The 25,423-nt window shown below is 63.3% G+C and carries 27 protein-coding genes; 5 read left to right on the top strand and 22 right to left on the bottom strand.

The genetic code is table 11. The annotated features are described in order from the left end of the window. Positions 1-4 precede the first annotated feature (4 nt). The 7 genes from AC1D1L_RS16070 to AC1D1L_RS16040 form a co-directional block, all read right to left on the bottom strand. Entirely contained in the window at positions 5-1,468 is a 1,464-nt protein-coding gene (locus AC1D1L_RS16070; RefSeq protein WP_192256718.1) for a RimK family protein, read from the bottom strand. Between the two features lie 5 nt (positions 1,469-1,473). Next, positions 1,474-2,571 (bottom strand): peptidase C39 family protein, encoded by a 1,098-nt coding sequence (locus AC1D1L_RS16065; protein ID WP_477342539.1) that lies wholly within the window; start codon positions 2,569-2,571, stop codon positions 1,474-1,476. A 208-nt stretch (positions 2,572-2,779) separates the two neighbouring features. Continuing rightward, a complete protein-coding gene (locus tag AC1D1L_RS16060) occupies positions 2,780-3,571 on the bottom strand; it encodes an anti-sigma factor family protein (protein WP_477342538.1) in 792 nt (263 codons plus the stop codon). Continuing rightward, the gene (locus tag AC1D1L_RS16055; RefSeq protein WP_477342537.1) at positions 3,568-4,086 is read right to left on the bottom strand and encodes a sigma-70 family RNA polymerase sigma factor; all 519 of its coding nucleotides are present in this window, start codon (positions 4,084-4,086) and stop codon (positions 3,568-3,570) included. Before AC1D1L_RS16055 ends, AC1D1L_RS16060 begins: the two co-directional genes overlap by 4 nt. Positions 4,087-4,248: 162 nt before the next feature. Beyond that, the gene (locus AC1D1L_RS16050) at positions 4,249-4,668 is read right to left on the bottom strand and encodes a type II toxin-antitoxin system VapC family toxin (protein WP_477342568.1); all 420 of its coding nucleotides are present in this window, start codon (positions 4,666-4,668) and stop codon (positions 4,249-4,251) included. Beyond that, positions 4,665-4,907, bottom strand: coding sequence for a type II toxin-antitoxin system VapB family antitoxin (locus tag AC1D1L_RS16045; RefSeq protein ID WP_477342536.1), 243 nt, complete (start codon positions 4,905-4,907; stop codon positions 4,665-4,667). The genes AC1D1L_RS16050 and AC1D1L_RS16045 overlap by 4 nt, the downstream gene beginning before the upstream one ends. A gap of 47 nt (positions 4,908-4,954) precedes the next feature. Continuing rightward, entirely contained in the window at positions 4,955-7,708 is a 2,754-nt protein-coding gene (locus AC1D1L_RS16040; protein WP_477342535.1) for a DUF2339 domain-containing protein, read from the bottom strand. Between the two features lie 246 nt (positions 7,709-7,954). Between AC1D1L_RS16040 and AC1D1L_RS16035 the strand changes: the two genes are divergently transcribed. Beyond that, the gene (locus AC1D1L_RS16035; protein WP_477342534.1) at positions 7,955-8,419 is read left to right on the top strand and encodes an NUDIX hydrolase; all 465 of its coding nucleotides are present in this window, start codon (positions 7,955-7,957) and stop codon (positions 8,417-8,419) included. A gap of 16 nt (positions 8,420-8,435) precedes the next feature. Here AC1D1L_RS16035 and AC1D1L_RS16030 read toward each other — a convergent pair whose 3' ends face one another. From AC1D1L_RS16030 to rpoZ, 11 genes are all read right to left on the bottom strand, one after another. Further along, on the bottom strand, positions 8,436-8,954 hold the full coding sequence (locus tag AC1D1L_RS16030) for a PaaI family thioesterase (RefSeq protein ID WP_477342533.1): 519 nt from the start codon (positions 8,952-8,954) through the stop codon (positions 8,436-8,438). 10 nt (positions 8,955-8,964) lie between these two features. Then, positions 8,965-9,741: a DNA repair protein RecO gene (gene recO / locus AC1D1L_RS16025; RefSeq protein WP_477342532.1), complete on the bottom strand. Its 777-nt coding sequence runs from the start codon at positions 9,739-9,741 to the stop codon at positions 8,965-8,967. 378 nt (positions 9,742-10,119) lie between these two features. Then, positions 10,120-11,052, bottom strand: a complete 933-nt coding sequence (era, locus tag AC1D1L_RS16020; protein ID WP_477342531.1) for a GTPase Era — start codon at positions 11,050-11,052, stop codon at positions 10,120-10,122. Beyond that, a complete protein-coding gene (gene rnc / locus AC1D1L_RS16015; protein WP_477342530.1) occupies positions 11,049-11,765 on the bottom strand; it encodes a ribonuclease III in 717 nt (238 codons plus the stop codon). Before rnc ends, era begins: the two co-directional genes overlap by 4 nt. Continuing rightward, complete coding sequence (lepB, locus tag AC1D1L_RS16010) at positions 11,765-12,514, bottom strand: signal peptidase I (protein ID WP_352584959.1); 750 nt, start codon at positions 12,512-12,514, stop codon at positions 11,765-11,767. Before lepB ends, rnc begins: the two co-directional genes overlap by 1 nt. A gap of 95 nt (positions 12,515-12,609) precedes the next feature. Continuing rightward, positions 12,610-13,023, bottom strand: coding sequence for a holo-ACP synthase (acpS, locus tag AC1D1L_RS16005; RefSeq protein ID WP_352584957.1), 414 nt, complete (start codon positions 13,021-13,023; stop codon positions 12,610-12,612). Next, entirely contained in the window at positions 13,020-13,604 is a 585-nt protein-coding gene (locus tag AC1D1L_RS16000; protein ID WP_477342529.1) for a DUF2062 domain-containing protein, read from the bottom strand. The genes acpS and AC1D1L_RS16000 overlap by 4 nt, the downstream gene beginning before the upstream one ends. A gap of 262 nt (positions 13,605-13,866) precedes the next feature. Then, positions 13,867-14,247: a VOC family protein gene (locus tag AC1D1L_RS15995; protein ID WP_477342528.1), complete on the bottom strand. Its 381-nt coding sequence runs from the start codon at positions 14,245-14,247 to the stop codon at positions 13,867-13,869. Between the two features lie 16 nt (positions 14,248-14,263). After that, a complete protein-coding gene (gene pyrE / locus AC1D1L_RS15990) occupies positions 14,264-14,842 on the bottom strand; it encodes an orotate phosphoribosyltransferase (protein WP_477342527.1) in 579 nt (192 codons plus the stop codon). Positions 14,843-14,866: 24 nt separating this feature from the next. After that, entirely contained in the window at positions 14,867-17,098 is a 2,232-nt protein-coding gene (locus AC1D1L_RS15985; RefSeq protein WP_142867696.1) for a RelA/SpoT family protein, read from the bottom strand. Positions 17,099-17,225: 127 nt separating this feature from the next. Beyond that, positions 17,226-17,627, bottom strand: coding sequence for a DNA-directed RNA polymerase subunit omega (rpoZ, locus tag AC1D1L_RS15980; protein WP_027045279.1), 402 nt, complete (start codon positions 17,625-17,627; stop codon positions 17,226-17,228). A gap of 331 nt (positions 17,628-17,958) precedes the next feature. Here rpoZ and AC1D1L_RS15975 point away from each other — a divergent pair, with 331 nt between their 5' ends. Together AC1D1L_RS15975 and AC1D1L_RS15970 are read left to right on the top strand one after the other, a co-directional pair. Further along, a complete protein-coding gene (locus AC1D1L_RS15975; RefSeq protein WP_112560724.1) occupies positions 17,959-18,540 on the top strand; it encodes a LabA-like NYN domain-containing protein in 582 nt (193 codons plus the stop codon). Positions 18,541-18,552: 12 nt separating this feature from the next. After that, complete coding sequence (locus tag AC1D1L_RS15970; protein ID WP_477342526.1) at positions 18,553-19,203, top strand: uracil-DNA glycosylase; 651 nt, start codon at positions 18,553-18,555, stop codon at positions 19,201-19,203. Positions 19,204-19,221: 18 nt separating this feature from the next. Here AC1D1L_RS15970 and AC1D1L_RS15965 read toward each other — a convergent pair whose 3' ends face one another. Beyond that, complete coding sequence (locus AC1D1L_RS15965; protein WP_477342525.1) at positions 19,222-19,695, bottom strand: Lrp/AsnC family transcriptional regulator; 474 nt, start codon at positions 19,693-19,695, stop codon at positions 19,222-19,224. Between the two features lie 139 nt (positions 19,696-19,834). Between AC1D1L_RS15965 and AC1D1L_RS15960 the strand changes: the two genes are divergently transcribed. Beyond that, positions 19,835-20,746: a DMT family transporter gene (locus AC1D1L_RS15960; protein ID WP_477342524.1), complete on the top strand. Its 912-nt coding sequence runs from the start codon at positions 19,835-19,837 to the stop codon at positions 20,744-20,746. Position 20,747: 1 nt separating this feature from the next. On the opposite strand, the gene AC1D1L_RS15955 is transcribed toward AC1D1L_RS15960, so the two are convergent. The 3 genes from AC1D1L_RS15955 to dapA form a co-directional block, all read right to left on the bottom strand. Continuing rightward, positions 20,748-21,476 (bottom strand): glycoside hydrolase family 25 protein, encoded by a 729-nt coding sequence (locus tag AC1D1L_RS15955; protein WP_477342523.1) that lies wholly within the window; start codon positions 21,474-21,476, stop codon positions 20,748-20,750. An 89-nt stretch (positions 21,477-21,565) separates the two neighbouring features. Continuing rightward, positions 21,566-22,045, bottom strand: a complete 480-nt coding sequence (gene smpB, locus AC1D1L_RS15950; protein WP_025583626.1) for an SsrA-binding protein SmpB — start codon at positions 22,043-22,045, stop codon at positions 21,566-21,568. A gap of 25 nt (positions 22,046-22,070) precedes the next feature. Beyond that, entirely contained in the window at positions 22,071-22,952 is an 882-nt protein-coding gene (gene dapA, locus AC1D1L_RS15945; RefSeq protein ID WP_477342522.1) for a 4-hydroxy-tetrahydrodipicolinate synthase, read from the bottom strand. A gap of 246 nt (positions 22,953-23,198) precedes the next feature. On the opposite strand from dapA, the gene AC1D1L_RS15940 reads away from it, so the two are divergent. Beyond that, positions 23,199-25,232, top strand: coding sequence for a lytic transglycosylase domain-containing protein (locus AC1D1L_RS15940; protein ID WP_477342521.1), 2,034 nt, complete (start codon positions 23,199-23,201; stop codon positions 25,230-25,232). Positions 25,233-25,423 lie beyond the last annotated feature (191 nt).

The raw sequence follows: 25,423 nt of genomic DNA, 5'->3' as shown, positions 1-25,423 counted from the left end.
TGAACTACCGCCCGGGACGGTCGAGCCGCTCCAGGAACCATTGCGTCAGCCGCACCCAGACCTCGTCCTTTTCGCCGGAATCCTCCCAGCCATGGTCGAGATTGGGGTTGTCGTTGACCTCGATGACGAAGACGCCATCCTTGGTTTCCTTGAGGTCGACGCCGTAAAGCCCGTCGCCGATGCAGCGCGCCGCCTTCACCGCCGTCTCGACGACATGCGGCGGCGTCTCCTTCAGCGTGAAGGTCTTGATACCGCCCTGGTCGGGCTTGCCGCTGGCCTTGTGGTTGACGATCTGCCAGTGCTTTTTGGCCATCAGATAGTGCACGGCAAACAGAGGCTGGCCGCCGAGCACGCCGACGCGCCAGTCATATTCGGTCGGAATGAATTTCTGCGCGATCAGAAGATCGGAATCCTCCAGCCACTCGGTGGCGAGTGTCTTCAGTTCCTCGAAGTTGCCGCATTTCTTGACACCGCGCGAGAACGATGAATCCGGGATCTTCAGCACCAGCGGAAAGCCCAGCGTCTGTGCCGCCAGTTCGAGGTCCGTGGTGCCGGCAATCATCACTGTCGGCGGCACCGGCACCTTGTTGTAGGCCATCAGTTCGTTGAGATAGACCTTGTTGGTGCAGCGGATCATCGACAGCGGATCGTCGATCACCGGCATGCCTTCCTGCTGGGCGCGGCGCGCGAAGCGGTAGGTATGGTTGGAGATCGAGGTGGTCTCGCGGATGAACAGCGCGTCGTAATTGGCGAGCTTGGCCAGATCCTTCCTGGTGATCGGCTCGATTTCGACGCCCATCTTTTCGGCGATCTTGGCCCAGTAGCGCAGCGAGGAAATCTCCGACGGCGGCAGCTCCTCATGCGGATCGACCAGCGTGGCGAAAGTGTAGCGCGCCGGCGTGCGGCCCTTGGTGTCACGCCACTCGCGGTTGGTGTAGGTCTCGAGCGCCTGCACGAATAAGGCTTCTTCCTCCTCGGTCATCCTGGCCAGCGGCAGGAAGCCGATCTTGCGGATCGAAGCCCATTCGGCGCTGTCCTTGATGTGGACCTCAAGCGCCGGGGCGCGGAACCAGTCGAACAAAAGCTTGGCGAAGCGATCCCAGATCTTAGACGGGCCGATGCCGAAGAAGATGCAGACTTTTTGCGGAAAGACGCCGCCGAGATCCTTGCGGCATTTGTTGAGCGCCAGTTCCAGTTCCGGCAGCGCATGCTCGTAAAGCTTGCGCTCCGACAGGTCGATCATCGTCTCGACCGTCGGGATGACCTTGTGGCCGCGCGAACCGGCGAGCAGGGAGGCATAGTAGCCGCGGCTCTGGTAGGCGTAATTGTTCGACAGGTTGATGACCTTCGGCTGCTGGCCGCGAAACAGCGCCGGATGCGCAAGATAATCACGGTTGGTGATGATCTTGTGCGGCGTCGCGGCCTGGTCGAGATCGTTCTGCCGGCCGGTGAGGATGACCCAGGTCATTGTTATCAGCGTTTCCCAAGAGTGATGGCGGCACGCAGTCCGTCGCGGCCGAATTGCGCCATGTTCATGAAGATGCCGTGGGGGACGGGAATGTTGGCGGCATCGAGGATGGTCTCCTGTCTTTCGTCCTCGACCCAGGGATCATGGATCAGGATATGATCGCCGTCGTCGCCGATGGCCAGCACCCAATGCGGCACCTTCTTGCCGAACATCAGGAAGCCGCTGATCAGCACCAGCACCAGTTTTCCCTGAGCCAGGGCGCCACGGATGTCGTCGATGGCGAATGGACGGTAATTCACCGGGATGCCGTATTGTTCCGCGCGGCGGCGAAAGTCGACCTGGGCAAGTTCCATCACCCGGCGCTTGTCCTCGCTGCGCACCGACTGCAGGAACAGCGCACCGTAGAAGGACACAAAGATTTCCGCCGCCAGCCCGTTTTCGTGGCCGGCCACCGCAAGGCCGAACGGCTCGCAGCCGCCCGGGCCGGACATCATGAACACCGTCGTCGCCTCGCGCCAGAGGCGGATTTCCATGACCGGATCGGGCACGAAGCCGGAATCGAAATTGGCCATCGCCATCATCAGGCAGCACGGGCCGCAGGTGAACTCACAGGTCTGCTGGTAGAACGGCACTTTGGTGGCGACCGGAATATCGCCGCGCAAGGTCTTTTCGTAACGCAGCGCGGTGGCGCCATCCTCGTAATAGCCAGGTTCGCGGCCGATCTTGCGGTAGCCGCTCTGCTCATAGATGCCGATGGCGCGAAGATTGTCCTCGCGCACTTCGAGGCGCAGCATCATGCGGTCATGCTCGAAGGCGGCCTCTTCGGCCGCTGCAAGCAGCATGCGGCCAACGCCGCGGCCGCCGAAAAACGGGCCGGTGGCAAGCGAATAGAGCCGGGCGACGCCGCTGCCCTTGCGAAACAGCACCACGGCGTAGCCGGCGACGCGGCCATCGCTTTCGGCGACCAGCATCTCGGCGGTCTCGCGTTCGATCAACAGGCGAAAGGAGCGCCGGGAAATGCGGTCACTGGAAAAAACCGCCTTCTCGATGGCGGCGAGGTCATCGACGTCGGACGCGCGGGCCTTGCGAATCTCGGCAGGCATGCGGGTTCAGAAAACCTCGATTGAGTGGGAGGAAAGCCCCGGTCGAACACGTCGCAAACATCGGCCGAAACGCCGATGTACAGCCAAGCGCTATCGCACCTTGAATAGGGCCGAATTGTGACAGTTCCGCCGCGAGCGGCGGGCGATGGGAGCGGCACCGCGAAGTGCGCCGCCGCCCCCTTTGCACGGCTGCGAAAACGGAATGCGCTCAACTGGCGAGGCCGGCCACTAGCTGGCCATAGGCGCGCTTGGCCACTGCCGCCAGCTGCTCGCGCGGCAGCGAACCGACGACTGCACAGGCATAGCCCTTGTCCAGCCAGTAGACCGCCTCGGGACCATCGGCGTCGGCCATGTAGGTACCCTTGGACTTGGCTGAGGAATCAGCGGTAACGAATAGGGAGATGCGCTGGCCCTTGGCGTCCTCGTAAAGCAGCATGGCGGCCTTGCCCTGGCCGGCGGGCAGCAGCCGGCCGCCAACCAGCTGGAAGCCCTCCGCCACCAGATCGGGCGCCACCAGCTTCAGGCCGACACGGTTGGACAGCCAGGTCTGCAGATGATCCTTGTCGCTGGCCGGCACTTCCACCGCATGGCGTTGTTCGGCGGCATAGATGACATGGGCGGCGATAGCCTCCTCGGCCAGCTGGTCGTCTGCCCCGTCATCCCTGCCGATACCGTCGATGCCGGCAAAATAGCCGCCAAGACCGCCGACGACGAGCACCGCGGCCGCCGCGGCCGCAAGCCACCAGCGCGACTGCCGCGCCGCCACTTTGGTCGCGCCTTCACCGCGCACGATCTGCTTCAACAGCACCGGCACGGGCTCGTCGAGCACGCCGGCAAAGGCGGCGCGCAGTGCGGCGCGGTCGGCGGTGTAGCGGGCGCTTTTCGCCTTCATTTCGGGATTGGCGTCGATCCAGGCGTCATAGGCGGCGCGCTCGTCGCCCGGCAGTTCGCCGTCGAGGGCCATGTGGATATCGCGTTCGGAAAAATCGCGGCGGGTCATTTCTCGACGATCCTTATCGAGCGGCGGCGCACCGTGTCGTCGAGCAGGCTGCGCAGCTCCTCTCGCCCGCGCGCTATGCGCGACATCAGCGTGCCGGCGGGCACGCCGAGAATGTTGGCAGCCTCGGCATAGGAAAATCCTTCGATGGCAACCATGACGAGAGCGGCGCGGCGGTCGGGGCTGATCGCCTGCAGAGCGTCGATGATCTCGCGCGAGGCGGCATTCTCCGCCTGCTCGGCGGGAACTGCCTGTGCCTCGTTTGCGTCGAGCGGCAGGATCGCCGCCTCACCGCGCCGGTTCACCTTGCGCATCTGATCGATGAACAAATGATGCATGATCGTAAACAGCCACCTCCGGGGGCTTTCTCCTGTCTGCCAGCTCTCGAGCCGCAAGAGCGCCCGTTCGAGGCAATCCTGGACGAGATCGTCGGCGGAATCGCGGTCGCGCAGAAGCGAGCGTGCGTAGCGGCGCAGGCGCGGTATTTCACCAAGGATTGCTGCCTTCTTTTCGTCCATGACCGCTGGTTCTTAGGTCGCCCTTGTTTAACCCGATTGAACGCGCCTTCCCGGCGCGGCGCAAGCGTCCAGCGCGAAGCGGTCCGCCGCCCCGGTCACCCAAGCAATGAGATAACGACGTGATCGGCCAAATTATTCCCGGCAATCAACAAGAAAGCCGAATTATCCCAAATCGGTCAGTGCGAAATCATTGCCCTTGTAGAGCAGCGGAAGATCGCGGCTTTTCGCACACGCATAGGCGAAACAGTCCCCGAGATTCAGATCCGCCTTGTGTCCAACGGCTTTGCCGTAACGGGCACTCGCGTCAATGGCCCGAGAGCCGATGTCGTCGTCGATGGCCAGACTCTCTCCCATGACCTCCACAATGAACTCATCGACCAGATCGCGAGCATGGAGAAGGGCGTCAGCGCTGGGTTTGCGTGACCCGGCGCCGGCGCGTGCCAGCGCCTGTGTTGCTTCGAAGTGCACCAACGGAGAAACACAGACCTGCCCGGAAAAACCGGAAAGCCGCTTCAGCAATTCCTCCCACCCCGCCTCTTGGTTGAGAATTGCGACGATCACTGATGCGTCGACAAACATCAGTCTTCCCACATCTCGTCGCTAAATTTCTTCATATCGAAATCGGGATTGGGCAGACCAAGCTTCTTGGCCTTGTCCTGAAGACTGGCGATCCGGTCCCGTAGCGGCACAGCAGCGCGGTTGCGTTCGAGTTCGTGGACGAGCGCAATCCGAACAGCTTCCGTTTTGGTTGGAGCGTTCGTCTCGCGCTGTAATCTGGTAGCCAGCGCATCCACTTCGTCGTCACGTATATAGAGCGGCATGGAATATCCTACGATGGATATCTACATATCCCATCCTGGATATTCCATCAAGATTCCGGAATGTCCTCCCTCGCCGCCCGCGTCAGCAGCCGCTGGTAGAACAGCCCGATGCCGATCAGCACCGCACCCAGGCCGATGAAGGACAGCGCCCTGAGCACGCCTTCCAGCTCCGACATGTCGAAGAGGAAGACTTTCACCACGGCTATCGCGATCAGCGCCGCCGAGGCAATGCGCAGCACCTGCGATTTCAGCCAGACGCCGGCGGTCAGCAGCACGACGCCGATGACCAGCCAGAGCGCCGAATAGGTGTAGGTCTCGAGCTGGCCGAGACCGCTCCACAGGCCGATGAACTCGCCCTTGAACACGCGCCTGACCGACAGTGTGGCGTAGGCGAAGACAAGCAGTGCCGCGACCACCGCCAGCATCTGCGCATACCATGGCGGCCGCTTGTACCTGGCATAGAGCGCCAGCCCGCCGGCGGCGATGGCCGGCAGGAGGTAGGCCAGGAACAACAGGTTGAACACCGGGATCTGACCGGTCGACTCGTCTGTGAACAGCGGGTTCAGCACCAGGAAATGCTGGAAGACGATGAAGGCGACCGAGACCACGCCGGCGACCATCGAGCCGTAGCGGAGCACCGAGCTTGGCGAGCGCATGTCGATGGCGACCAATATGGCGCCGGCGCCGATGGCGATCAGCGTATAGATCGCCTGTTCGGCGAGCGTGACGGTGCCGGTGTCGATGATGCCGCCATGCATGGCGTGGCGCACCAGCATGGCGACGGTGAGCAGCGCGAACAGGGCTGCCCCCGCCTCCATGGCAAGGCGCGGCCGGCCATTGGTGGTGCGGGCGAGTTGCCAGGCGGCGAAGCCGAAGGCCAGCGCCGGCACGCCGTATCCCGGCAGCAGCCAGTTGAACACCGGCGTCGTCGTCAGCGATCCGGCGCCGATGATGGTCGGATCGAAGGCAACGCGACCAAGCACGGCGACGACCGCGCCGACCGAAATCCAGCCGAGCACCGGATAGGAGCGCCAGCGCGTCGCCAGCGCCGGCACGACGGCGGCCACGCCGGCAAGCAGCGTGGTCCAACCGGAACCGAAGGCCATATGCAGCATCAGGAGGCCGGCCAGAGCCGATCCGCAAAGCGCGAAGGAGACGGCGATGTCGCCCTTGAGCGGCGGCTGTTCGGCGCGCGCGATCCATTCGCCGCCTGCGGCGAAGGCGACAACCAGAAGGGCAGCGACTGCGGTGTAAGCAAGATCGCGGTCGAGATTGCCGTAGGCGAACCAAAGCGCCAGCAGGATGACCAGCGGCGCGGCGACGCCCCATGCCGTCCAGCATGCCGCGCGAACCTGCGCGGTGGCGGCGAAGCGGCGTGCGGCCCAGAAGCCGGCGCCGATGAAGACCAAGCCGAGACCGATGCCGATGTGCAGCGTCCACGGGTTTCCGGCGGCCACCGGCATGCCGTCAAAGCCTATGTTTCCCTGGGATATGTCCGAGCCGATGGTGGCGGGCGGAATAATGCCGAGATAGATCATCACGCTCACCACACCGGCGGCATGAAGCAGGGGCAAAGCGCGCGGCCGGTAGAGTGCGGTGGCGACAAGGGCAACGAGGACGGTTGCGCCCGGCAAGGCGCCGCCGGCGGCGACCAGTGTCGTGTCGACGGACAGGCCGAGCGCCGAAAACGCAACGAAGACGCCAGGCACGATCGAGGGCCAGTCGAAACCGTTCTTTGCCGTTTCCGCTTCGCCGCCACGACTGCCCAGCCAGACAAAAGCAAGCACAGCCAGCGTCACCGCGTCGATAAACAGGATGACAGCAAGGTCAGTTCCGGGCGCAGCCATCATGTAGGCGATGGTCCAGGCGCCGGTGCCGAAGAAGGCCGCCGCGATCAGGAATTTCCAGTCGCGCATGCGGGCGATCACCGCGGTGGCGGCAAGCACGATGGCGAGATAGATGAACAGCGCCCATGGGTTGGGTGCCTGCGAGGACACAAGCGCCGGCGTTGCCATTGAACCGACAAGGCCGATGCCGGCCAGTGCCTGGCCGTGGACGAGAGCGGCGACAATCGTTGCCACGCCGATGGCGCCGAGCACGGTGAAGGCGAAGGCCGGGCCGACGAAGCCGTAAACGGCATGGGCGGCATAGACCGTGCCGAACAGGATGAAGGCGCCGGCGGCCGTCAGGATCGCCGGGATGTAGGCGCCAGCCACTCCTTCCACTGGGACCTTGAAGCCCGTGCGGCGGATGAACTCGCCGCCGCCGATCAGCACCAGACCGAGCAATGCCGCCAGGGCCAGCCGCACTTCCGGGCCGAAAATGCCGGCCTCGATGGTGTAGCGGATCAGGAACAGGCCGCCCAAGGCCAGCGCGATGCCGCCGACCCAGACCGCCCATCGTGTGCCGAGCGCGGTTTCGACTTCGGACTGCCGGGCCGCTTTCGCGGTGGCAGCCGGCGCGGATCCGGTCAACGCCGCCTTGGCCGCTGCTGACAGTTCCGGCATGGGCTCGCTGGTGGCCGCTTCGGGCGCCGCGGGCGCTGCTTGTGCCACTTCGGCTACTGTTGGCGAAGCTATGTCGGCAATCGCTGTGGTGGCCTGAGCGGCATCCGCCGGCACGCTGTCATTTACGGCTGCCTCAACCGCCTTGGCAGCGGGCGCAGCAACATTCACGCCGGACAGAACCAGGCTGCGCAGCGCGCCGAGTTCGCGCTCGATCAGGCTGATGCGGCCCTGCTGGCGCAAGACGAGGACGAACAGCACGACAACGACGACAGCGCCAATCAGGCTTTCAAACATGGCGGTTCCCCCAAACCAGGCCAGTTTTCACTGACAATTGCGGCGGCCACACGGCCACCCCAGACGGCTATTCAAGTCACGCCACCGCAATGGTGAGCGGAGAGAAATCATCGAGCATGTTTCGCCGGCAAATTCCAGCGGTCTACAGTCGTTATCCTCACCCATCATCCCGGATGGTCAGGAATGGCGCTGCCGCTACTTGCCAGGGACCCATGCTATCCTCAAATGAGCTACGAGGACAATCGAATGCCTAGAAGAAGCGCGGGACTGCTGATCCACCGGACAAGGGCCGGCATTCTCGAGTTTCTGCTGGTCCATCCCGGTGGTCCCTTCTGGGCAAGGAAGGACGAAGGCGCGTGGTCTATCCCCAAGGGTCTCATCGAAGAGAACGAGGATGAGCTGGCGGCCGCCCGGCGCGAGGCCGGAGAGGAACTCGGCGTCGCCATCGATGGCGATTTCGAGCCCGTTGGCAGCTATCGGCAACCGGGCGGCAAGATCGTCATCGCCTGGAGCGTCGAAGTCGATATCGATACCGATGCCATCAAAAGCGACATGTTCACCCTCGAATGGCCGCCAAGGTCGGGCTCGATGAAGGAATTCCCCGAAGTTGACAGAGCCGGCTGGTTTTCATTGCCTGAAGCCAGCCTCAAAATCCTCAGCGGTCAACGCGCCATCCTCGATGATTTCATGGAACGGCGCAAAGCCGGCTGAGCCAAAGCCGCCTTCCTCAGCGCGCCGCCAGATTGGCGGCTGGGAAGATCGAGCATGTCTCGGTGCCGAAGGCGAGCAATTTGCCCTGCGCGTCCTTCAGCGTTGCTTCCGACACCGCCAGCGTGCGGCCTTTGTGGACGATCTTGCCCTCGCAGACCACTTCGCCGGTCTTTGGAGTGATCGGCCGCGTAAAATTCACCTTGAACTCCGCCGTCGTGTAGGCCTCGCCCTTCTCGAGCAGCGTCTGCACTGCGCAGGCCAGCGCCGAATCCAGCAGCGTCGCCGCCCAGCCGCCATGCACGCCGCCCAGCGGGTTGAGATGGCGCTCGCTCGGCATGCCGCGAAATACCGCCCGCCCCTCCGACACTTCGGTCAGGGTAAAATTCAGCCGGAAGGAAATCGGCGGCGCCGGATATTTGCCGTCGATGATGCGCTGCAAAAGTTCGAGGCCGCTGTATTCGTGCAGGTCGCCAAGCGGAATGGTGCCGAGGCCAAGCGGCGACACCCGGCCGGGATAAAGTTCGACTTCGCTCATATGATGATGCTCAGGTTGGGATTTCTGGGGCAGCGTGTGTTGTTGCGGCGGCCTTGCCGCCCGAATGGTGCTTGCGCAAGGCGGCGAGGAAGCCGGCACGCGCGTCGGGCTGTTCGATGCCGCGCGGCTCATAGACATGGCGGGTGAAGAAGAAACCGGTCAGCCGGAACGCATCCTCGAGTGCCGCCTGATCGGCGCGCAGACCAGAGCCGCGCTGCAGGAAGGCCGGCAGCACCAGCATCTTGTCGCGCCATGGCGCGCCGGCCTGGCGCGACACGGCGCGGCCGGATTTCGGCGAGACATAGGCCAGATCCTGCCGGGCGCCCGTCGCCGCGCACTGGCTGAGATCGAGGCCGAAGCCGAGCTCGTCGAGGATGAGCAGTTCGAAGCGCGCCACCAATTCACCGGCGGCATCTGGATCGTCGAGATGGGCGATCATCACGGCCAGCGTCTCGTAGAGGCCGCCATGGGCGTCGCGCTCCGGCAGCAGCCTCAGATGCGCGGCCATGGTCTGCAGGCCGTAGACGGCCACCGCGCTGTCCATCAGCCGGGCGGCATTCATCTCGATCGCCTCGGCCTGAAAGATGCCGAGATGCTCGTCGAGGCGGGCCCGCCACAACAGGTCGACGCGATTGCCGGGCTGCAGCACCGGCTGCTGCTTGCGCGAGCGGCCGCCGCGCACCAGGCCGAGATGGCGGCCATGCGCGCGCGTCATCACCTCGAGGATGGCGCTGGTTTCGCCATGCTTGCGGGTGCCGAGAATGATTCCCTCGTCGCGCCATTCCATGCCGGGAGCTTGTCACCGGATGCGTGGCGAAATCAAGATTTTGGCGCGCCGCGTGCGATCTGTGCTGACATTGGACCGCCGACACACCGTCGAAATGCTACTATCGCGTGAAGTTCGCATGATCAGCCAGCACCTCATCGATCACGCGCCGGGATCTTTCGGCCTCGGCCTGGTTAGCGTCGTGTCCGGCAACGGTGATCAGCGCCTTCCACAGCGTCCAGCCGCGGCCGCGTGTCCAGGTCGCTTCATCGACGTCGATATGTTCGCGAAACGTCTCCCGGCTTTCAACCGGCGCACGAGATCGGTATCGATGGTCAGTTTTGTGTCACTCATATCGTCATCTCAAACTGCCGGGGCGGCAGTTCTAGACGACGAAGCTCAATGGGGAAACTCAAGCCCCATCTCGCGGTAGCGCTCAGGGTCGTCGCCCCAGTTCTCGCGCACCTTGACGAACAGGAACAGGTGCACCTTCTGTTCCAAAATGCCGGCGATCTCCATCCGCGCGGCCTGCCCGATGGCGCGGATCGTCTCGCCCTTGTGGCCTAGCACGATCTTCTTCTGGCTGTCGCGCTCGACATAGATGGTCTGGTCGATACGCACCGAGCCGTCCGGCTTCTCTTCCCATTTCTCGGTCTCGATATGGGAGGAATAGGGCAACTCCTGATGCAGCCGCAAATACAGCTTTTCGCGCGTGATCTCGGCTGCCAGCTGGCGCATCGGTAGGTCGGAGATCTGATCCTCCGGATAGTACCAGGGGCCGACTGGCAGCGCCTGCGCGAGGTAATCGAGCAAATCCTTGCAGCCGGAGCCGGTCAACGCCGAGACCATGAAGGTGCGCTTGAACGGCACTTTTTCGTTTGCTGCCGCGGCCAAGGCCAGCAGCGCCTCGTGCTTGACCCGGTCGACCTTGTTGAGGATCAGCACCATCGGCTGGCGGACGTCTTTCAGCCGCTCGAGGATGGCATCGGCGTCACCCCTGATGCCGCGCTCGGCATCGATCAAGAGCAGCACGATATCGGCGTCCTTGGCGCCGCCCCAGGCGGTGGTCACCATCGCGGTGTCGAGCCGGCGCTTCGGCTTGAAGATGCCGGGTGTGTCGACGAAGACAATCTGCGCATTGTCGTGCGTGGCGATGCCGCGCACGATAGCGCGGGTGGTCTGCACCTTGTGGGTGACGATCGACACTTTGGCGCCGACCAGCTGGTTGACCAAAGTCGACTTACCGGCATTGGGCGCGCCGATCAGGGCGACGAAGCCGGAATGCGTTGTAGGCGTCTCCGCTGCCGGAGGGAGGTCTTCGCTGGCGGTCATGCCGCACTCCCTTGGTTGGCCCAGATGCCTTCGCGTAACAGAAATGCCGATGCCGCCGCTTCTTCGGCTGCACGGCGAGAGCCGCCCATGCCGCTTGCCGGGGCAAAACCACTGACCTTCACGGACACCGTGAAGACCGGTTGGTGTTCAGGTCCTTCGCGTTTTTCGATCGCGTATTCGGGCCTGACATCGCTGCTCTTGGCGATCCATTCCTGCAGGTCGGATTTCGGATTGGGCGGCTTTGCCACGACCTTTTGCGAGCGCGGCTCCCAGTATCGCAGGACGAATTGCCTGGCCGCATCGAGGCCGCCATCGATATAGACCGCCGCGATCAGCGCCTCGACCGCATCCGCCAGATAGTTTCCGCCCGAGCCGCGCGAGCGCGCCTTCAAGGCAGCGTCGGCCCGCACCAGATCTTCCAGCTGCATTTCAATGCCGATCTCGGAACATGTCCGCGCATCGACCAGGGCATTGAAGCGAGGGGCGATTTCACCTTCCGGCGCTTCGGGAAATTTTTCGAAAAGCAGGTCGGCAACGATCAGGCCGAGCACGCGGTCGCCGAGGAATTCGAGGCGCTGGTTGTTGCTGTTGGCCCTGACCGCACTGGAATGGGTCAGCGCGGTCTCGAGCAAACGGACATCCCGGAAGGAATGGCCGGTTCTGGCTTTCACCAAATCGGCCAGGGTTCCACCAGTCGGGCGCTTCAAAGCCATCAATTTACGAAATGGAACATGCGCGACAGGCGCACCAGCGACGGCCATTTCCAGATCTCGAGCGGACTCGCCTTCCCGGCAATCGAGAAGAAGACGATGTTGGCGCGGCCGACCAGATTTTCCGCCGGGACGTAGCCGACGCTTAGGCGGCTGTCGGAAGAATTGTCCCGGTTGTCGCCCATCATGAAGTAATTGCCGGGCGGCACAACGAACTCGCGGGTGTTGTCGGTGATCGAATTCGGTGTCAGGTCGAGCGTGTCGTAGCTGACGCCGTTGGGCAGGGTCTCGCGATAGACATCGACCGGCTCAGGCACTTCGGTGATGTCAGGATTTTGGATCTGGCCGGTCTTCACGCGCGGAACACCCTGGCCATTGATGAACAGCTGGCCGTCCTTCATCTGGATACGGTCGCCGGGGAGGCCGACGACGCGCTTGATGTAATCGAGCGACGGATCCGGCGGGAACTTGAACACCACCACGTCGCCACGCTTCGGGTCGGAACCCCAGATGCGGCCCGAAAAGATGTCGGGGCCGAACGGCAGCGAATAGCGCGAGAAGCCATAGGACCATTTGGTGACGAAGAGATAGTCGCCTTCGAGCAAGGTCGGCCGCATCGACCCCGACGGGATCGAGAAGGGCTGGAACAGGAGCGTGCGGATGACCATGGCCAGCAGCAAAGCCTGGATGATGACGCTGACGATTTCGCCAAGCCCGCCGGATTTCTTCTCGGATTTTTCAACCACGCTCATGTCGTCCTCGATTGTGCTTGGATGGTATAGAGTCTCGGCGCGCGCTGGGCAACGTCATGCCGGCGTTAGATATAATCGCCGGTCGTCAGACGCAATCAATGTGGCGCTTGTTCGGCGGGCAACGCCTCGATGATCACAAAGGCTTGAGCGAGCGGGAAATCATCGGTGATTGTGAGGTGGATCGCCGCTTTGTGTCCTTGCGGCAGGATTCCGGCCAGTCGCGCAGCCGCCCCGCCGGTCAGCGCCATGGTCGGCTTGCCGCTGGGCAGGTTGACGACACCCATGTCGCGCCAGAACACGCCCTGCGCCAGGCCGGTGCCGAGCGCCTTGGCGCAGGCCTCCTTGGCGGCGAAGCGCTTGGCATAGGAGGCGGCACGCCCGGCCCGGCCCTCGGATCGGGCTTGCTCGACCTCGGTGTAGATGCGCTGGATGAAACGCTGGCCATGCCGTTCCAGCGACTTTTCGATGCGTCTGATGTCGATCAGGTCGCTGCCGATGCCGATGATCATTCCGCCGGAACTTCTCGTCCGCCGTGGCCGGCTTTGTGTACCCGTTCGGCCATGCGCTTGCGGCGCTGCTCGCGAAAGGCGGTCATGCCCCAGCGGGTGATGCCGTAGAAGATGAGCCCGAAGACCAGCCCAAGCGGCACCGCGCCGATCAGCATCGGCTCCAGCACCGGGTGCCACAGTTTGGCAAACGACAGCGTGTGCATCATCTCACCAAGATGCGCAGGCGGTCCGTTCTTGGGCAGGCGTTCATGCAGGATCAGCTTGCCGACTTCCCAGGACGCCCCCCACAGCAGCGGGAAAGTCAGCGGATTGCCGAAGAATACCGCGCCGAGGGCGGCGGCCACCAGATTGCCGGCAATTACCCAGCAGAGCACGGCGGCGACGGCGAAATGGAAGCCGAGTGGAAAGAAGGAGGCGAACACGCCGGCCGCGACGCCGGCCGCCACTGCGTGCGGCGTCGCCTTCAGCCTGAGGATGCGCTTGGAGAAATACTGCAACGAGCGGGAAAACGAGCGGCGCGGCCATAGATAGGTACGCACCCGCTCCAACAGGCCATCAGGCTTGCGGCGTCGAAAAAGCACTCTGTTTCAATTCCCGTTCAGCAACGCCCCAACCATCCAAGGCCGGAGGCGATAGGTCTATCTTGCGCTTCGAGGGCGCAGAAAGGCAACAACGACTTTAATATAGCGACTGCCTTGCCGCGGAACAACGAAACGCCGCCGCGCTGGTCTGCCGCAGTCCTGTAAAGGAGCGCCATTGGGGCGAAACTGAGGACAACCTCAGGTGAGAGGTTAGATGACGACGATAAGGCCCGGCCGCGAAGACCATGCCGAGGCGGATAGACTATTCCCGATATTCGCTGACTTCGACCAGATTGCCGTCCGGATCGCGAAAATAGACCGACATCATTGGGCCGCGAGCGCCGGTACGTTCGACCGGACCGACTTCTATTGCCACGCCATTGACCTCCAGGCTGCCACAGATCTCGGCGAGCGGCCTGGCGGCGACCAGACAGAAATCGCCGGACCCGGCGGTCGGCGTCCTGGCTTTCGGCTCAAAAGTGCGACCGACTTCATGCAGGTTGATCTTCTGCGACCCGAACAGCAACGCCGTCGGCCGGTTCGGCTCGTCGAGACGTTTCAGGCCTAGCACGCGCTGATAGAACGCGCAGGTGGCCTCCACCGAGCGGACCGTCAGCACGAAATGATCGATACCGGCGATCACGCGACGACCCTCCCGGTTAGATGTTGCGGCTGCCGGGCTTGATCGCCGGGATGGCGGCCAGTTCCGGCGGCAGGCGGTCGGCCGGATAGGCCGGCACTTCATATTCGGCGAGCGCGATCAGCGGCACGCCGACATTGGTCTTGCCGGCCGAGCGGTCGATGATGCAGGCCGCCGCCACGACCTCAGCGCCAAGCGCGCGCAGGCAGTCGATGGTCTCGCGGATCGAGAGGCCGGTGGTGACGATGTCCTCGACGATGACGACGCGCGAGCCCGGCGCGATCCCGAAGCGGCGCAGCCTGAACTCGCCGCCTTCGCGCTCGACCCAGATTGCAGGGACGCCGAGATGGCGCGACGTCTCGTAGGCCGGGATCAGACCGCCGATCGCCGGGCCGACGACATAGTCTATCTTGCCCGGCACCGCCTTGCGGATCTTTTCGGCCAGCGCCTTGCACAGGCGCTCGGTCTTGTCGGCATGCATGAAGACCCGCGCCTTCTGCAGGAAGACCGGACTGCGCAGGCCTGATGTCAGGATGAAATGTCCCTCCAGAACAGCGCCCGCCTCGCGGAATATGCCCAGCACTTCGTCCGTATTCATCCTGCCCTGCCCCGAAATCAGTGGTTAGCCGTTGACGCGCCGCGCATCGCTGACGCTCGAATTGTCCTTGAGCTGCGACAGCAGCCGGTTGAGGTGCTTCAGATCCCAGACTTCGAGATCGATCAGCATTTCGGTGAAGTCGGGCGCGGTGCGCACCATCGACAGCGTATGGATGTTGGCGTCGTTCGAGGCAACCACCTGGGCGATGTCGGCCAACGACCCTGGCGCGTTGATGGCGGTGACCGAGACGCGCGCCGGAAAGCGCTCCTTGGTCTGCTCGTCAATGTCCCAGCGCACGTCGATCCAGCGCTCCGGCTGGTCGTCGAAGGCCTGCAGCGCCGGCGACTGGATGGGATAGATGGTGATGCCGGTGCCGGGCTGGACGATGCCGACGATGCGGTCGCCGGGCACGGCTCCTTCCGGCGCGAAGCGCACCGGCAGGTCGCCTCGCACGCCGCGGATCGGCACAGCGCCATCGCGCGGCTGGTCCTTATCCTTGCGCGCGGCTCGCGTACCGGGCATCTGGAACAGCATGCCGGCGGCGTTGCGGATCTTCGACCAGCCCTCCTCGCGCTGCTTGGGGGCACTGACGGTGACGCGCTCGTCCTTGTAGTCGGGAAAGACCGCCTTCATGACGTCGGTCGAGGCAAGCTCGCCGCGCCCGACGGAGGCCAGCACATCCTCGATGTCCTTGCGCGCCAGCCGGTGCAGCACCGGCTTCAGGTTTTCCTTGGTGAAGGTCTTGCCGGCGCGTTCGAAAGCGCGCTCGAGGATGCGGGCGCCGAGACCGGAATATTGCTTGCGGATGGCGTTCTTGGTGGCGCGGCGGATGGCCGAGCGCGCCTTGCCGGTGACAACAACCGATTCCCAGGCAGCGGGCGGCACCTGCGCCTTGGAGCGGATGATCTCGACCTCGTCGCCGTTCTTGAGCTCGGTCATCAGCGGCATGATGCGGCCGTTGACCTTGGCGCCGACGCAGGTGTCGCCGACATCGGTGTGCACGGCATAGGCGAAATCGATGGGGGTGGCGCCGCGTGGCAGCGCGATCAGCATGCCTTTCGGCGTGAAGCAGAACACCTGGTCCTGGAACAGCTCCAGCTTGGTGTTTTCGAGGAAATCTTCCGGGTTGTCGCCTTCGGCCAGTTGCTCGATGGTGCGCCGCAGCCAGGCATAGGCGTTGGTCTCTTTCGAGATCGTATGGGCCGCACCGTTGGTCTTGCCGCCGGTGTCCTTGTAGATCGAATGGGCGGCGACGCCGTATTCGGCGATCTTGTTCATCTCGCGGGTGCGGATCTGCAGTTCGACGCGCTGGCGCGAGGGGCCGACGATTGTGGTGTGGATCGAGCGGTAATCGTTCTGCTTCGGCGTCGAGATGTAATCCTTGAAGCGGCCGGGCACCATCGACCATGTCGTGTGGATGGCGCCGAGCGCGCGGTAACAATCTTCGACGCTGTCGACGACGACGCGGAAACCGAAAATGTCGGAGAGCTGCTCGAAGGACAGCGCCTTGGCCTCCATCTTGCGAAACACCGACCACGGCTTCTTCTGCCGGCTCTTCACGCCCGCGTTGATCGCGTGCTTCTCGAACAGCGCCGACAGCGCCTTCTCAATGTCGGTCAGCACCCCTTTGTTGCGCTCGAAGATCTCGGCAAGCCGCGCGGTGACGGCGCGGTAGGCTTCCGGATTGATGAAGCGGAAGGCGATCTCCTCCAGCTCCTCGCGCATGCCTTGCATGCCCATGCGCCCAGCGAGCGGCGCATAGATATCCATCGTCTCCTCGGCGATGCGCAGGCGCTTGGCCTCGGGCATGTGGTCGAGGGTGCGCATGTTGTGCAAACGGTCGGCGAGCTTGACCAGAAGGACGCGCACATCCTCCGAGATGGCCAGCAGCAGCTTGCGCAGGTTCTCCGCCTGCTCGGCCTTCTTGGAGACGAGATCGAGCTTCTTCAGCTTGGTCAGACCCTCGACCAGTTTGCCCATTTCGGGGCCGAACAGATCGTCAATCTCGGCCCGCGTCGCGGTGGTGTCCTCGATCGTGTCGTGCAGCAGAGCGACGGCGATCGTCGCCTCGTCCATGTGCATTTCGGTGAGGATGGCGGCGACTTCGAGCGGATGGGAGAAATAGGGATCGCCGGACGCGCGCTTCTGGTGGCCATGCTTCTGCATGGCGTAGACATAGGCCTTGTTGAGCAACGCCTCGTTGACGTCAGGCTTGTAGCGCGCGACGCGCTCGACAAGCTCATACTGACGCATCATGGGCGGGTTCTCGCGGTGCTGAAATGATTGATGCGCCGCACTAGCGTACGGCGCATCTCATAGATAGCCACGAAACTGACGGGACGGAAGTGCCGGAACCATATTCCCGGCAGGTCCAGAGCGCCGCTTAGTAATCGTCGCTCTTTTCTGGCGGTACCAGGCCTTCGATGCCGGCCAGCAAGTCTTCCTCGGTCATGCGATCGAAGGTGACGTTTTCTTCGGCGTCGTCAGCATCGGTTGCCGCGACTGCGCCGCCGGTCTGATCGGCGATCGCCTCGCCGTCGGCTTCGGGCTCGTCGACCTCGACATGCTTCTGCAGCGAGTGGATCAGATCTTCCTTGAGGTCGTCGGGCGACAGCGTCTCATCGGCGATCTCGCGCAGCGCTACGACCGGATTCTTGTCGTTGTCGCGCGGCACGGTGATCGGCGCGCCCTGGCTGATCTGGCGGGCGCGATGGCCGGCGAGCAGCACGAGCTCGAAGCGGTTGTCGACCTTGTCGATGCAGTCTTCAACGGTTACGCGGGCCATTGATTGCCCCTTTCATGCCTGGATTTGATGGAAAACAGGCGCGGTCCATAACCCGAACGCCGCCAAAATACAAGCATTATGGCACTGTGACCTCATGGGCCGACCAATACCGGTTTCGGGCGCCGATGAATGGCTTGCCGGCGAAGCCTGCCCACCGGCGACGATACGGCCCCGATCACAATTGCTTGCAGTCGGCCCAGGCACCCTTGGATTGCCGTAAAACTGGCGCTATCTCGGTTGACGAAAGGTCAGCCGGTTTATTTACGAGCCGACCGATATATCAGACCCATTTCGATTAGTCCGCCACCTATTTCGAAAAAGGAATATTGCCATGTTCGACCCCCGTGAAAAAATCGCTCTTTTCATCGACGGCGCCAATCTTTACGCCACCTCGCGGGCACTCGGCTTCGACATAGACTACCGCAAACTGCTGTCGAGCTTTCAAAAGCGCGGCTATCTGCTGCGTGCTTACTACTACACCGCATTGGTCGAGGATCAGGAATACTCTTCGATACGGCCGCTGATCGACTGGCTCGACTATAATGGCTTCAAGGTGGTGACCAAGCCAGCCAAGGAATTCACCGACTCGACCGGCCGCCGCAAGATCAAGGGCAACATGGACATCGAGCTGACCGTCGATGCGCTGGAGCTTGCCGATGTCGTTGACCACTATGTCATCTTCTCCGGCGACGGCGATTTCCGCACACTGGTCGAGGCGCTGCAGCGGCGCGGCCGCAAGGTCTCGATCGTCTCCACCATGGCCTCGCAGCCGCCGATGATCTCGGACGATCTGCGCCGCCAGGCCGACCACTTCATCGACCTGACATCGCTGAAGAACGAGGTCGGCCGCGATCCATCCGAGCGGCCGGTGCGCCGGCCCGAGCCGGCCGAGGTCGACGAGGAAGACTATTGAGAAGCGGTCGCCTTGAACGCCGCTTCCGAACCCGACCGCGACTGCCCACTCTGCCCGCGCCTGCATGATTTCATCGCAGACTGGCGGCAGCGCGAGCCGTCCTGGTTCAATGCGCCTGTGCCGACCTTCCTGCCGCCAGAGGGCGACGGCGCCGTCGAGCTGCTGATCGTCGGACTGGCGCCCGGCCTGCGCGGCGCCAACCGCACGGGGCGGCCGTTCACAGGCGACTATGCCGGCGACCTGCTCTACTCCACACTGATTGCGCACGGCTTCGCGCGCGGCGAGTTCAAGGCGCGGCCCGACGACGGCTTGCTGCTGGTCGGCACCGCGATCACCAATGCGGTGCGCTGCGTGCCGCCAGAGAACAAGCCGGTCGGCGCCGAGATCGCTACCTGCCGCAGTTTTTTGGTGCCGACGATTGCGCGCTTCCCCAGGCTGCGTGCAGTGCTGGCGCTGGGTGCGATCGCTCACCAGTCGACGGTCAGGGCGCTGGGCCAGCGCGTCGCCGCCTATCCATTCAAACATGGCGGCCGGCTCGAGGCCGGCGCTGTTACACTGTTTTCCAGCTATCACTGCTCGCGCTACAACACCAACACCGGTGTTTTGACAGAGGCGATGTTCGTCAAGGTTTTCAGCGACATCGCCGCTTTCCTGCGGGGCTGAGGGCTGCCAAGTGTCGTCTCACACCGGCAGCAGCGCGTCCGGCTTCACGTCCGATATCGACGCATAGGTGTGGGTTTCCCGCACACCCGGCAGGGGCAGGATCACGCGCTTCAAAAAATCCTGATAGGCGGCCATCTCGGAAATGCGCGCCTTCACCAGATAGTCGAAGCCGCCGACGACCATGTGGCACTCCAGCACTTCGGGGGCTTTCACCACTGCCTCGGCGAAACGGTCGAACACATGCGGCGCTGCCTGGTCGAGCCTGACTTCGATGAAGACGAGCGTGCCCCGGCCGATCTTTTGCGGATTGAGCACGGCCCGGACGGCAGTGATGAACCCGTCACGAAACAGGCGCTTCACCCGCTGGCTGGCGCCAGTCGGCGACAGGCCGACTCGGGCTGCGAGATCGAGCGTGGTGCGGCGACCGTCCTCCTGCAGCAACCGCAGCAGGCTGCGGTCGATGGCATCAAGCTGACCGGATTCATGATTCACGTTCGTAGTGCCCCTGTTGTGTGATTTTCACTTCCCGATTGCGAAAACAGCATATTTTGTCGCACCATTTTCAACAATAGGCTGCGCTTTAAACGAGAGCCGCTAGAGGAAGAAACCTCCGCCGGCAGGATCCAACGGGATGAGAATGCGCGCGGTAGAGGACCGAAACACGAAGCCTGCAATTCTTGCCGGCCTGGCCATGATCGGCATTTACGCCTTGCAGTTCGTCGCCGCCCGGTTCAGCCTGCGGGAGCATCTGACGGCGACCGATCTCGCGACCTTGCGCTTTATCGGCGCCGGCATGGTCATGCTCCCGGTCGTCTGGAGAAGCGGCCTGGCGACTATCAAGGCATTGGGCTGGAGACGTGCCTTGACGCTGGCGGCGCTGGCCGGACTGCCCTACCCGATCATCATCAATTGGGGCCTGACCTATGCGCCCGCCGCGCATGGCGCTGCACTTTGCCCTGCCTCGATCGTGTTCTTCTCGTTCTTGCTGTCGCACATGGCTACGACTGATAAAGCCTCGCGCCAGCGAACCATCGGCGTCGCCGCCATCATCGCCGGGCTGATCCTTTTCATCGCGCCGGTGCGCCCCGGCAGCGGCGTGAAGGATGTCCTGTTCGGTGATCTTTTGTTCATCGCATCGGGCGCAATGTTTGCCGCCTATGCCGTTCTCGTGCGGCACTGGCGCGTCGATCCGGTCACGGCGACCGCAACGGTCGTGCTCCTGTCATGCGTGCCGCTGCCATCGCTCTATTTCTTTGCCCCGAGCGGGCTGCGCGCCGCATCAGTGGCCGAGATCGCAAGCCAGATCGTCATTCAAGGGTTTTTGGCAGGTGCGGCCGCCATGTTCCTCTACACCTATGTCGTCCGACAGCTGGGGTCGCAAACGGCATCGCTGTTCATGCCATGCGTGCCGATCGCAACTGTCCTGATCGCTATGACGGTACTCGGTGAAACGCCGACCGGCACCCAGTTCGCCGCCATCGTGATCATGGCTGCGGGAATGGCCTTTTCGGCTGTTGCCAGACCTGCGGCCAAGACTGCCTGATTCAGGGCGATGGCGATGGTTGTGCAGATGGTGCAAACAACTCAGCCAGCGTTTTCTGCCCGCCCTGAAGCACATTGAGGTCGACATCGCCCTCGATGCCGTCGACGCGGCCCATATTGTGGTACTGCCAGTAGATCCAGCCGTCCTCGCTCGGTTTGATCGCCAGCGAGCGCAGCCAGCGCCGACGCACAGCTATCTGTTCGGCATAGGCGTCCTCAGCCTCGTCGGTCAGGTAGATGATCGCCGGCTTGCCGAACGCGGCTTCAACCGGCCCGAGGAAGGCCTGGAGTTCCGCGCCCAGCTGTTGCGGCGATGGGCGCTGCGGGCAATTGCCGCCGAATTCGATGTCGACGACCGGCGGCAGCAGCGGCTGGTCGTGCGGCACCACTGCAATGAAATTCTTCGCCTGGTCGGCGCCCGGCCGGCAGAAGGTGAAAAAGTGGTAGGCGCCGACCGCAAGGCCGGCCGCACGGGCCTCGCGCAGGTTTTTGGCAAAGGCATCGTCGACATGGTCGCCACCCTCAGTCGCCTTGATGATGGCGAAAGCGACGTCATCGGCCGCAACGCGCCGCCAGTCGATCTCGCGCTGATGATGGGAAACGTCGATGCCCCTGACCGGATAGCTGTCCCGATCCGGCGAGAAGGTCTGGAAATACAAGAAGCCGCCTGCCGCAACGAGGCCGGCAATGACCAGACTGGCCGCAGCCCAAAGGATGATCCGGTTTCTCAAGACCATCCCCTGTTCATCGTCGTGGCTGATCGGTCGAAACCCTTAAAAGCCAAACCGTTGGCTTTTCTAAGGCTATTCCCCTAGGCCCCTCACCCGCGTTCCTTGAGAAGCCGGCCCTTCTCGCGCGACCAGTCGCGCTGTTTTTCGGTTTCGCGCTTGTCGTGCAGTTTTTTGCCGCGGCCGACGGCGAGCAGCAGCTTGGCGCGGCCCTGGTCGTTGAAATAAATCTTCAGCGGCACCAGCGTCATGCCTTCGCGCTCAATGCTTTGCGACAGTTTTGCCATCTCGCGCTTGTTGAGCAGCAGCTTGCGGCGCCGGCGCGGCTCATGGTTGAAGCGGTTGGCTTGCAGATATTCCGGCAGATAGGAATTGATCAGCCAGATCTCGCCGCCTTCGACTGAGGCATAACTGTCCTGGATGTTGGCCTGGCCCTGGCGCAAAGACTTGACCTCGGTGCCGGTCAGCACCAGGCCGGCCTCGACCGTGTCGAGCACCTCATAGGAAAACCGCGCCTTGCGGTTTTCCGCAACGGTCTTGTTGTTGGGATCGGCTTTTCTGACTTGATTCATGATGCGGAGAGGTGGCGCCTCATCCTCAATTTATCAAGCCGGCGTGCTTCATCGCCGCATCGATCTTCTCGGCGGTCGATGCCTCGATCGTCACCAGTGGCGAGCGCACAACGTTCTCGACCTTGCCAATCTTCGACAGTGCGTATTTGACGCCGCACAGGCCTGGCTCGAGGAAGATCGCCTTGTGCAGCGGCAGCAGACGGTCCTGCAACTCCAGTGCCTTGGCGTTGTCGCCGGACAGCGTGGCCTCCTGGAATTCGGCGCATAGCCTGGGCGCGACATTCGATGTCACCGAGATACAGCCGACGCCGCCATGGGCGTTGAAGCCGAGCGCGGAGGCATCCTCGCCCGAAAGCTGGATGAACTCCTTGCCGCAGGTGGCGCGCTGTTCGGACACACGCTCGACCTTGCCGGTGGCATCCTTGACGCCAACGATGTTCGTGAAGTCGTGCGCCAGCCGGCCCATCGTTTCGGGCATCATGTCGATGACCGAGCGCGGCGGGATGTTGTAGATGATGATCGGCAGGCTGGTCGCCCGGGCGACGGCAGCGAAATGCTCGTAGAGCCCGCGCTGCGTCGGCTTGTTGTAATAGGGGGTGACGACCAAGGCCGCGTCGGCGCCCGCCTGCTCGGCATATTGCACCAGACCGACCGCTTCCGCGGTGTTGTTGGAGCCTGCGCCGGCGACGACAGGCACCCTGCCCTTGGCGACCTCGATGCAGACCTTGACAACATGGCGATGCTCGTCGTGCGACAGCGTCGGCGACTCGCCGGTGGTGCCGACCGGGACGAGGCCCGTGGTGCCCTCCGCGAGTTGCCACTCGACGAAAGCGCGAAAGGCTTTCTCGTCGAAACGCCCGCTCTTTTCGAACGGTGTTACGAGCGCAGTAAGCGAGCCTCTCAGCATATCGTCCAACTCCCTGGGACTTTTCGGTTTCTTGGTGTGTTTTAGCGTCGGCGCCTTCTAGCCGAAAGCGAAGCCGCGCACCATAGTCTCGACACTGTTGCGCGGCAAGCATGCCGATGGTGCCAGCGAGCCCAATTCGAACGGCCTCGATAACCCTTTGTTTACGGGCTCTTCACGACCTAAGTCTAGGCTCTCAGGCACCCGGGCTTGCCATTTAAAGTGCCGTAACAGGGAAAGATCAGGATCATGCCGGGCATTCGGCCACTCCGCTTCGTATTGCTTGGCGCGGTTGCCCTGCTGATAGTGGGGACGGCGGCAAATGAGCGCGTCGATGAGCAGACGACCTCGTCGATCCCGATGCCTGGCCTGCAGGACGGCGCGCAGACTGATGCGCCCGCCGCCAGTATCGTCGTGTTGAAAGGCGGTCTCGACGCGTTGGCGACCGGCGATATTGCCGCGGCACGAGCCGCGCGCGAAACATTGCCGGCCAAGTCGCTCGACCACCACATCCTTGCCTGGGCGATCGCGCTCTATGGCGGCGACCGTGTGCCGAGCAGCGAGATTGCCGATACCGCAAAGATGTTGCCGACCTGGCCGGGCACCATCGCCCTGCGCAAGAACAGCGAGCGCGCGCTCTACCGCGAAAGCCCGTCGCCGCAGACCGTGGTGAAAGCCTTTGACGGCAGCCAACCGCTGACCTTCGAAGGCGTGGTGATCCTGGCCCGCTCCTATGTGGCGCTTGGCAACATCAAAGCGGCGCTCTCGGTGCTGACGCCGTTCTGGCGCACCGAGAAACTGGAAGCGAAGGACGAGGCGTCCGTCATCAAGGAGTTTGGCACTATTATCCCGGCTGCCGACCATCGTTTCCGCATGGAACGGATGTTTTATGCCGACCGGGAGAATTCGGCGCTGCGGGTCGCAGCGCTTGCCGGCGCGCAACCGCTGGCCGATGCCTGGGCCGCCGTCTCGCGTGGCGACAATAACGCGGCCAAGCTGTTAAAGGCGGTGCCTGCGGCGCAGCAATCGGCCAGCTATTTCTTCGCGCAAGCTGAATATCTGCGCAAGCAGCGGAAGTTTGCGGATGCCGCCGCATTGGTGATGAAAGCGCCAACCGATCGCGACGCGCTGGTCGATCCCGATGCCTGGTGGGTCGAGCGCCGCGTGCTGTCGCGCGCACTGGTCGACCAGGGCGACTGGAAGACTGCCTACAAGATCGTTGCCGCGCATGCCGCCGAAAGCCCCGCCAGTGCCGCCGAGGCCGAATTCCACGCCGGCTGGTATGCGCTGCGCGGCCTCAACGATCCCGCGACGGCCTCGACCCATTTTGCCCGCATCGCCGACCTCGCGCAGGGGCCGATGTCTCTGTCGCGCGCCTATTACTGGCTTGGCCGTGCAGCGGAAGTCGGCGGCCCCGGCGATGCGAAGACCTATTTCACCAAGGCGGCCGCCTATGGCACCACTTTCTACGGGCAGTTGGCGGCGGAACGGGTTGGTCTGCGCACGCTGAACATCGTCTATCCCGAGCCAAGCACCGCAGACCGCCAAAGCTTTGACGGACGCGAAGCGGTCAGCGCCATCAAGCGGCTGCAGGAGGCGGGCTATGACCGCTATGCCGAGACGCTCTACCGCGACCTCGCCGGACAGTTGACCAGCCCCGGCGAACTGGCGCTGCTGGCCGTGCTGGCGGAAAAGCAGGGCAACCATTTCATGGCGCTGAAGGTCGGCAAGATCGCCGGCGCGCGCGGCATCGATGTCGGCGCGCTGTCGCATCCGCTGGGCGTCATTCCCGACACCGCCGACATTTCCGGCTCGGGCAAGGCGCTGGCCTATGCCATCGCCCGCCAGGAAAGCGAGTTCAATGTCGGCGCCGTCTCCAGCGCCGGCGCGCGCGGTCTGTTGCAGCTGATGCCGGGCACCGCCAAACAATTGGCGAAGAAGGCTGGACTGACCTTCTCTCAGGATCGGTTGACCAGCGATGCCGGCTATAATGCGACGCTGGGCGCGGCCTTCCTCGGCGAACAGCTCGACCGCTTCGGCGGCTCCTATGTGCTGACCTTCGCCGGCTACAATGCCGGCCCCAACCGCGCCAGCCAATGGGTGGCCAAATATGGCGACCCGCGCGGCAAGGGCATCGACGCCGTCGTCGACTGGATCGAACGGATTCCCTACACGGAAACAAGAAGCTACGTTCAGCGCGTGATGGAGAATTACGAAGTCTACAAGATGCGCATTTCCGGGAAGTACGACATTGTCGGCGACCTGGTAAACGGTCGGAGCTGAGGCGACAGAGCTGTCGTCTCAGGCAGACATTTGGCGATCCTTCGCGCCCCCCTCTGGCCTGCCGGCCATCTCCCCCACGAGTGGGGAGATCAGCTTTCATCCTCGATTTCGCCAATCTCCAATGTCGCGGAAAAGGCGCAGCACCCGATCCGCCAATCTCCCCCCTCGTGGGGGAGATGTCCGGCAGGACA

Source organism: Mesorhizobium sp. P2_D6 (assembly GCF_056404315.1).
The sequence above is the reverse complement of the archived record's forward strand: the minus strand, read 5'-3'. Positions and strand labels throughout refer to the sequence as shown.

Bases quoted from the DNA above. Each gene is read 5' to 3' on its own strand.
- AC1D1L_RS16070 (WP_192256718.1), bottom strand. From the start codon at position 1,468: ATGACCTGGGTCATCCTCACCGGCCGGCAGAACGATCTCGACCAGGCC.
- AC1D1L_RS16065 (WP_477342539.1), bottom strand. From the start codon at position 2,571: ATGCCTGCCGAGATTCGCAAGGCCCGCGCGTCCGACGTCGATGACCTC.
- AC1D1L_RS16060 (WP_477342538.1), bottom strand. From the start codon at position 3,571: ATGACCCGCCGCGATTTTTCCGAACGCGATATCCACATGGCCCTCGAC.
- AC1D1L_RS16055 (WP_477342537.1), bottom strand. From the start codon at position 4,086: ATGGACGAAAAGAAGGCAGCAATCCTTGGTGAAATACCGCGCCTGCGC.
- AC1D1L_RS16045 (WP_477342536.1), bottom strand. From the start codon at position 4,907: ATGCCGCTCTATATACGTGACGACGAAGTGGATGCGCTGGCTACCAGA.
- AC1D1L_RS16040 (WP_477342535.1), bottom strand. From the start codon at position 7,708: ATGTTTGAAAGCCTGATTGGCGCTGTCGTCGTTGTCGTGCTGTTCGTC.
- AC1D1L_RS16035 (WP_477342534.1), top strand. From the start codon at position 7,955: ATGCCTAGAAGAAGCGCGGGACTGCTGATCCACCGGACAAGGGCCGGC.
- AC1D1L_RS16030 (WP_477342533.1), bottom strand. From the start codon at position 8,954: ATGAGCGAAGTCGAACTTTATCCCGGCCGGGTGTCGCCGCTTGGCCTC.
- recO (WP_477342532.1), bottom strand. From the start codon at position 9,741: ATGGAATGGCGCGACGAGGGAATCATTCTCGGCACCCGCAAGCATGGC.
- era (WP_477342531.1), bottom strand. From the start codon at position 11,052: ATGACCGCCAGCGAAGACCTCCCTCCGGCAGCGGAGACGCCTACAACG.
- rnc (WP_477342530.1), bottom strand. From the start codon at position 11,765: ATGGCTTTGAAGCGCCCGACTGGTGGAACCCTGGCCGATTTGGTGAAA.
- lepB (WP_352584959.1), bottom strand. From the start codon at position 12,514: ATGAGCGTGGTTGAAAAATCCGAGAAGAAATCCGGCGGGCTTGGCGAA.
- acpS (WP_352584957.1), bottom strand. From the start codon at position 13,023: ATGATCATCGGCATCGGCAGCGACCTGATCGACATCAGACGCATCGAA.
- pyrE (WP_477342527.1), bottom strand. From the start codon at position 14,842: ATGAATACGGACGAAGTGCTGGGCATATTCCGCGAGGCGGGCGCTGTT.
- AC1D1L_RS15985 (WP_142867696.1), bottom strand. From the start codon at position 17,098: ATGATGCGTCAGTATGAGCTTGTCGAGCGCGTCGCGCGCTACAAGCCT.
- rpoZ (WP_027045279.1), bottom strand. From the start codon at position 17,627: ATGGCCCGCGTAACCGTTGAAGACTGCATCGACAAGGTCGACAACCGC.
- AC1D1L_RS15975 (WP_112560724.1), top strand. From the start codon at position 17,959: ATGTTCGACCCCCGTGAAAAAATCGCTCTTTTCATCGACGGCGCCAAT.
- AC1D1L_RS15960 (WP_477342524.1), top strand. From the start codon at position 19,835: ATGAGAATGCGCGCGGTAGAGGACCGAAACACGAAGCCTGCAATTCTT.
- smpB (WP_025583626.1), bottom strand. From the start codon at position 22,045: ATGAATCAAGTCAGAAAAGCCGATCCCAACAACAAGACCGTTGCGGAA.
- dapA (WP_477342522.1), bottom strand. From the start codon at position 22,952: ATGCTGAGAGGCTCGCTTACTGCGCTCGTAACACCGTTCGAAAAGAGC.
- AC1D1L_RS15940 (WP_477342521.1), top strand. From the start codon at position 23,199: ATGCCGGGCATTCGGCCACTCCGCTTCGTATTGCTTGGCGCGGTTGCC.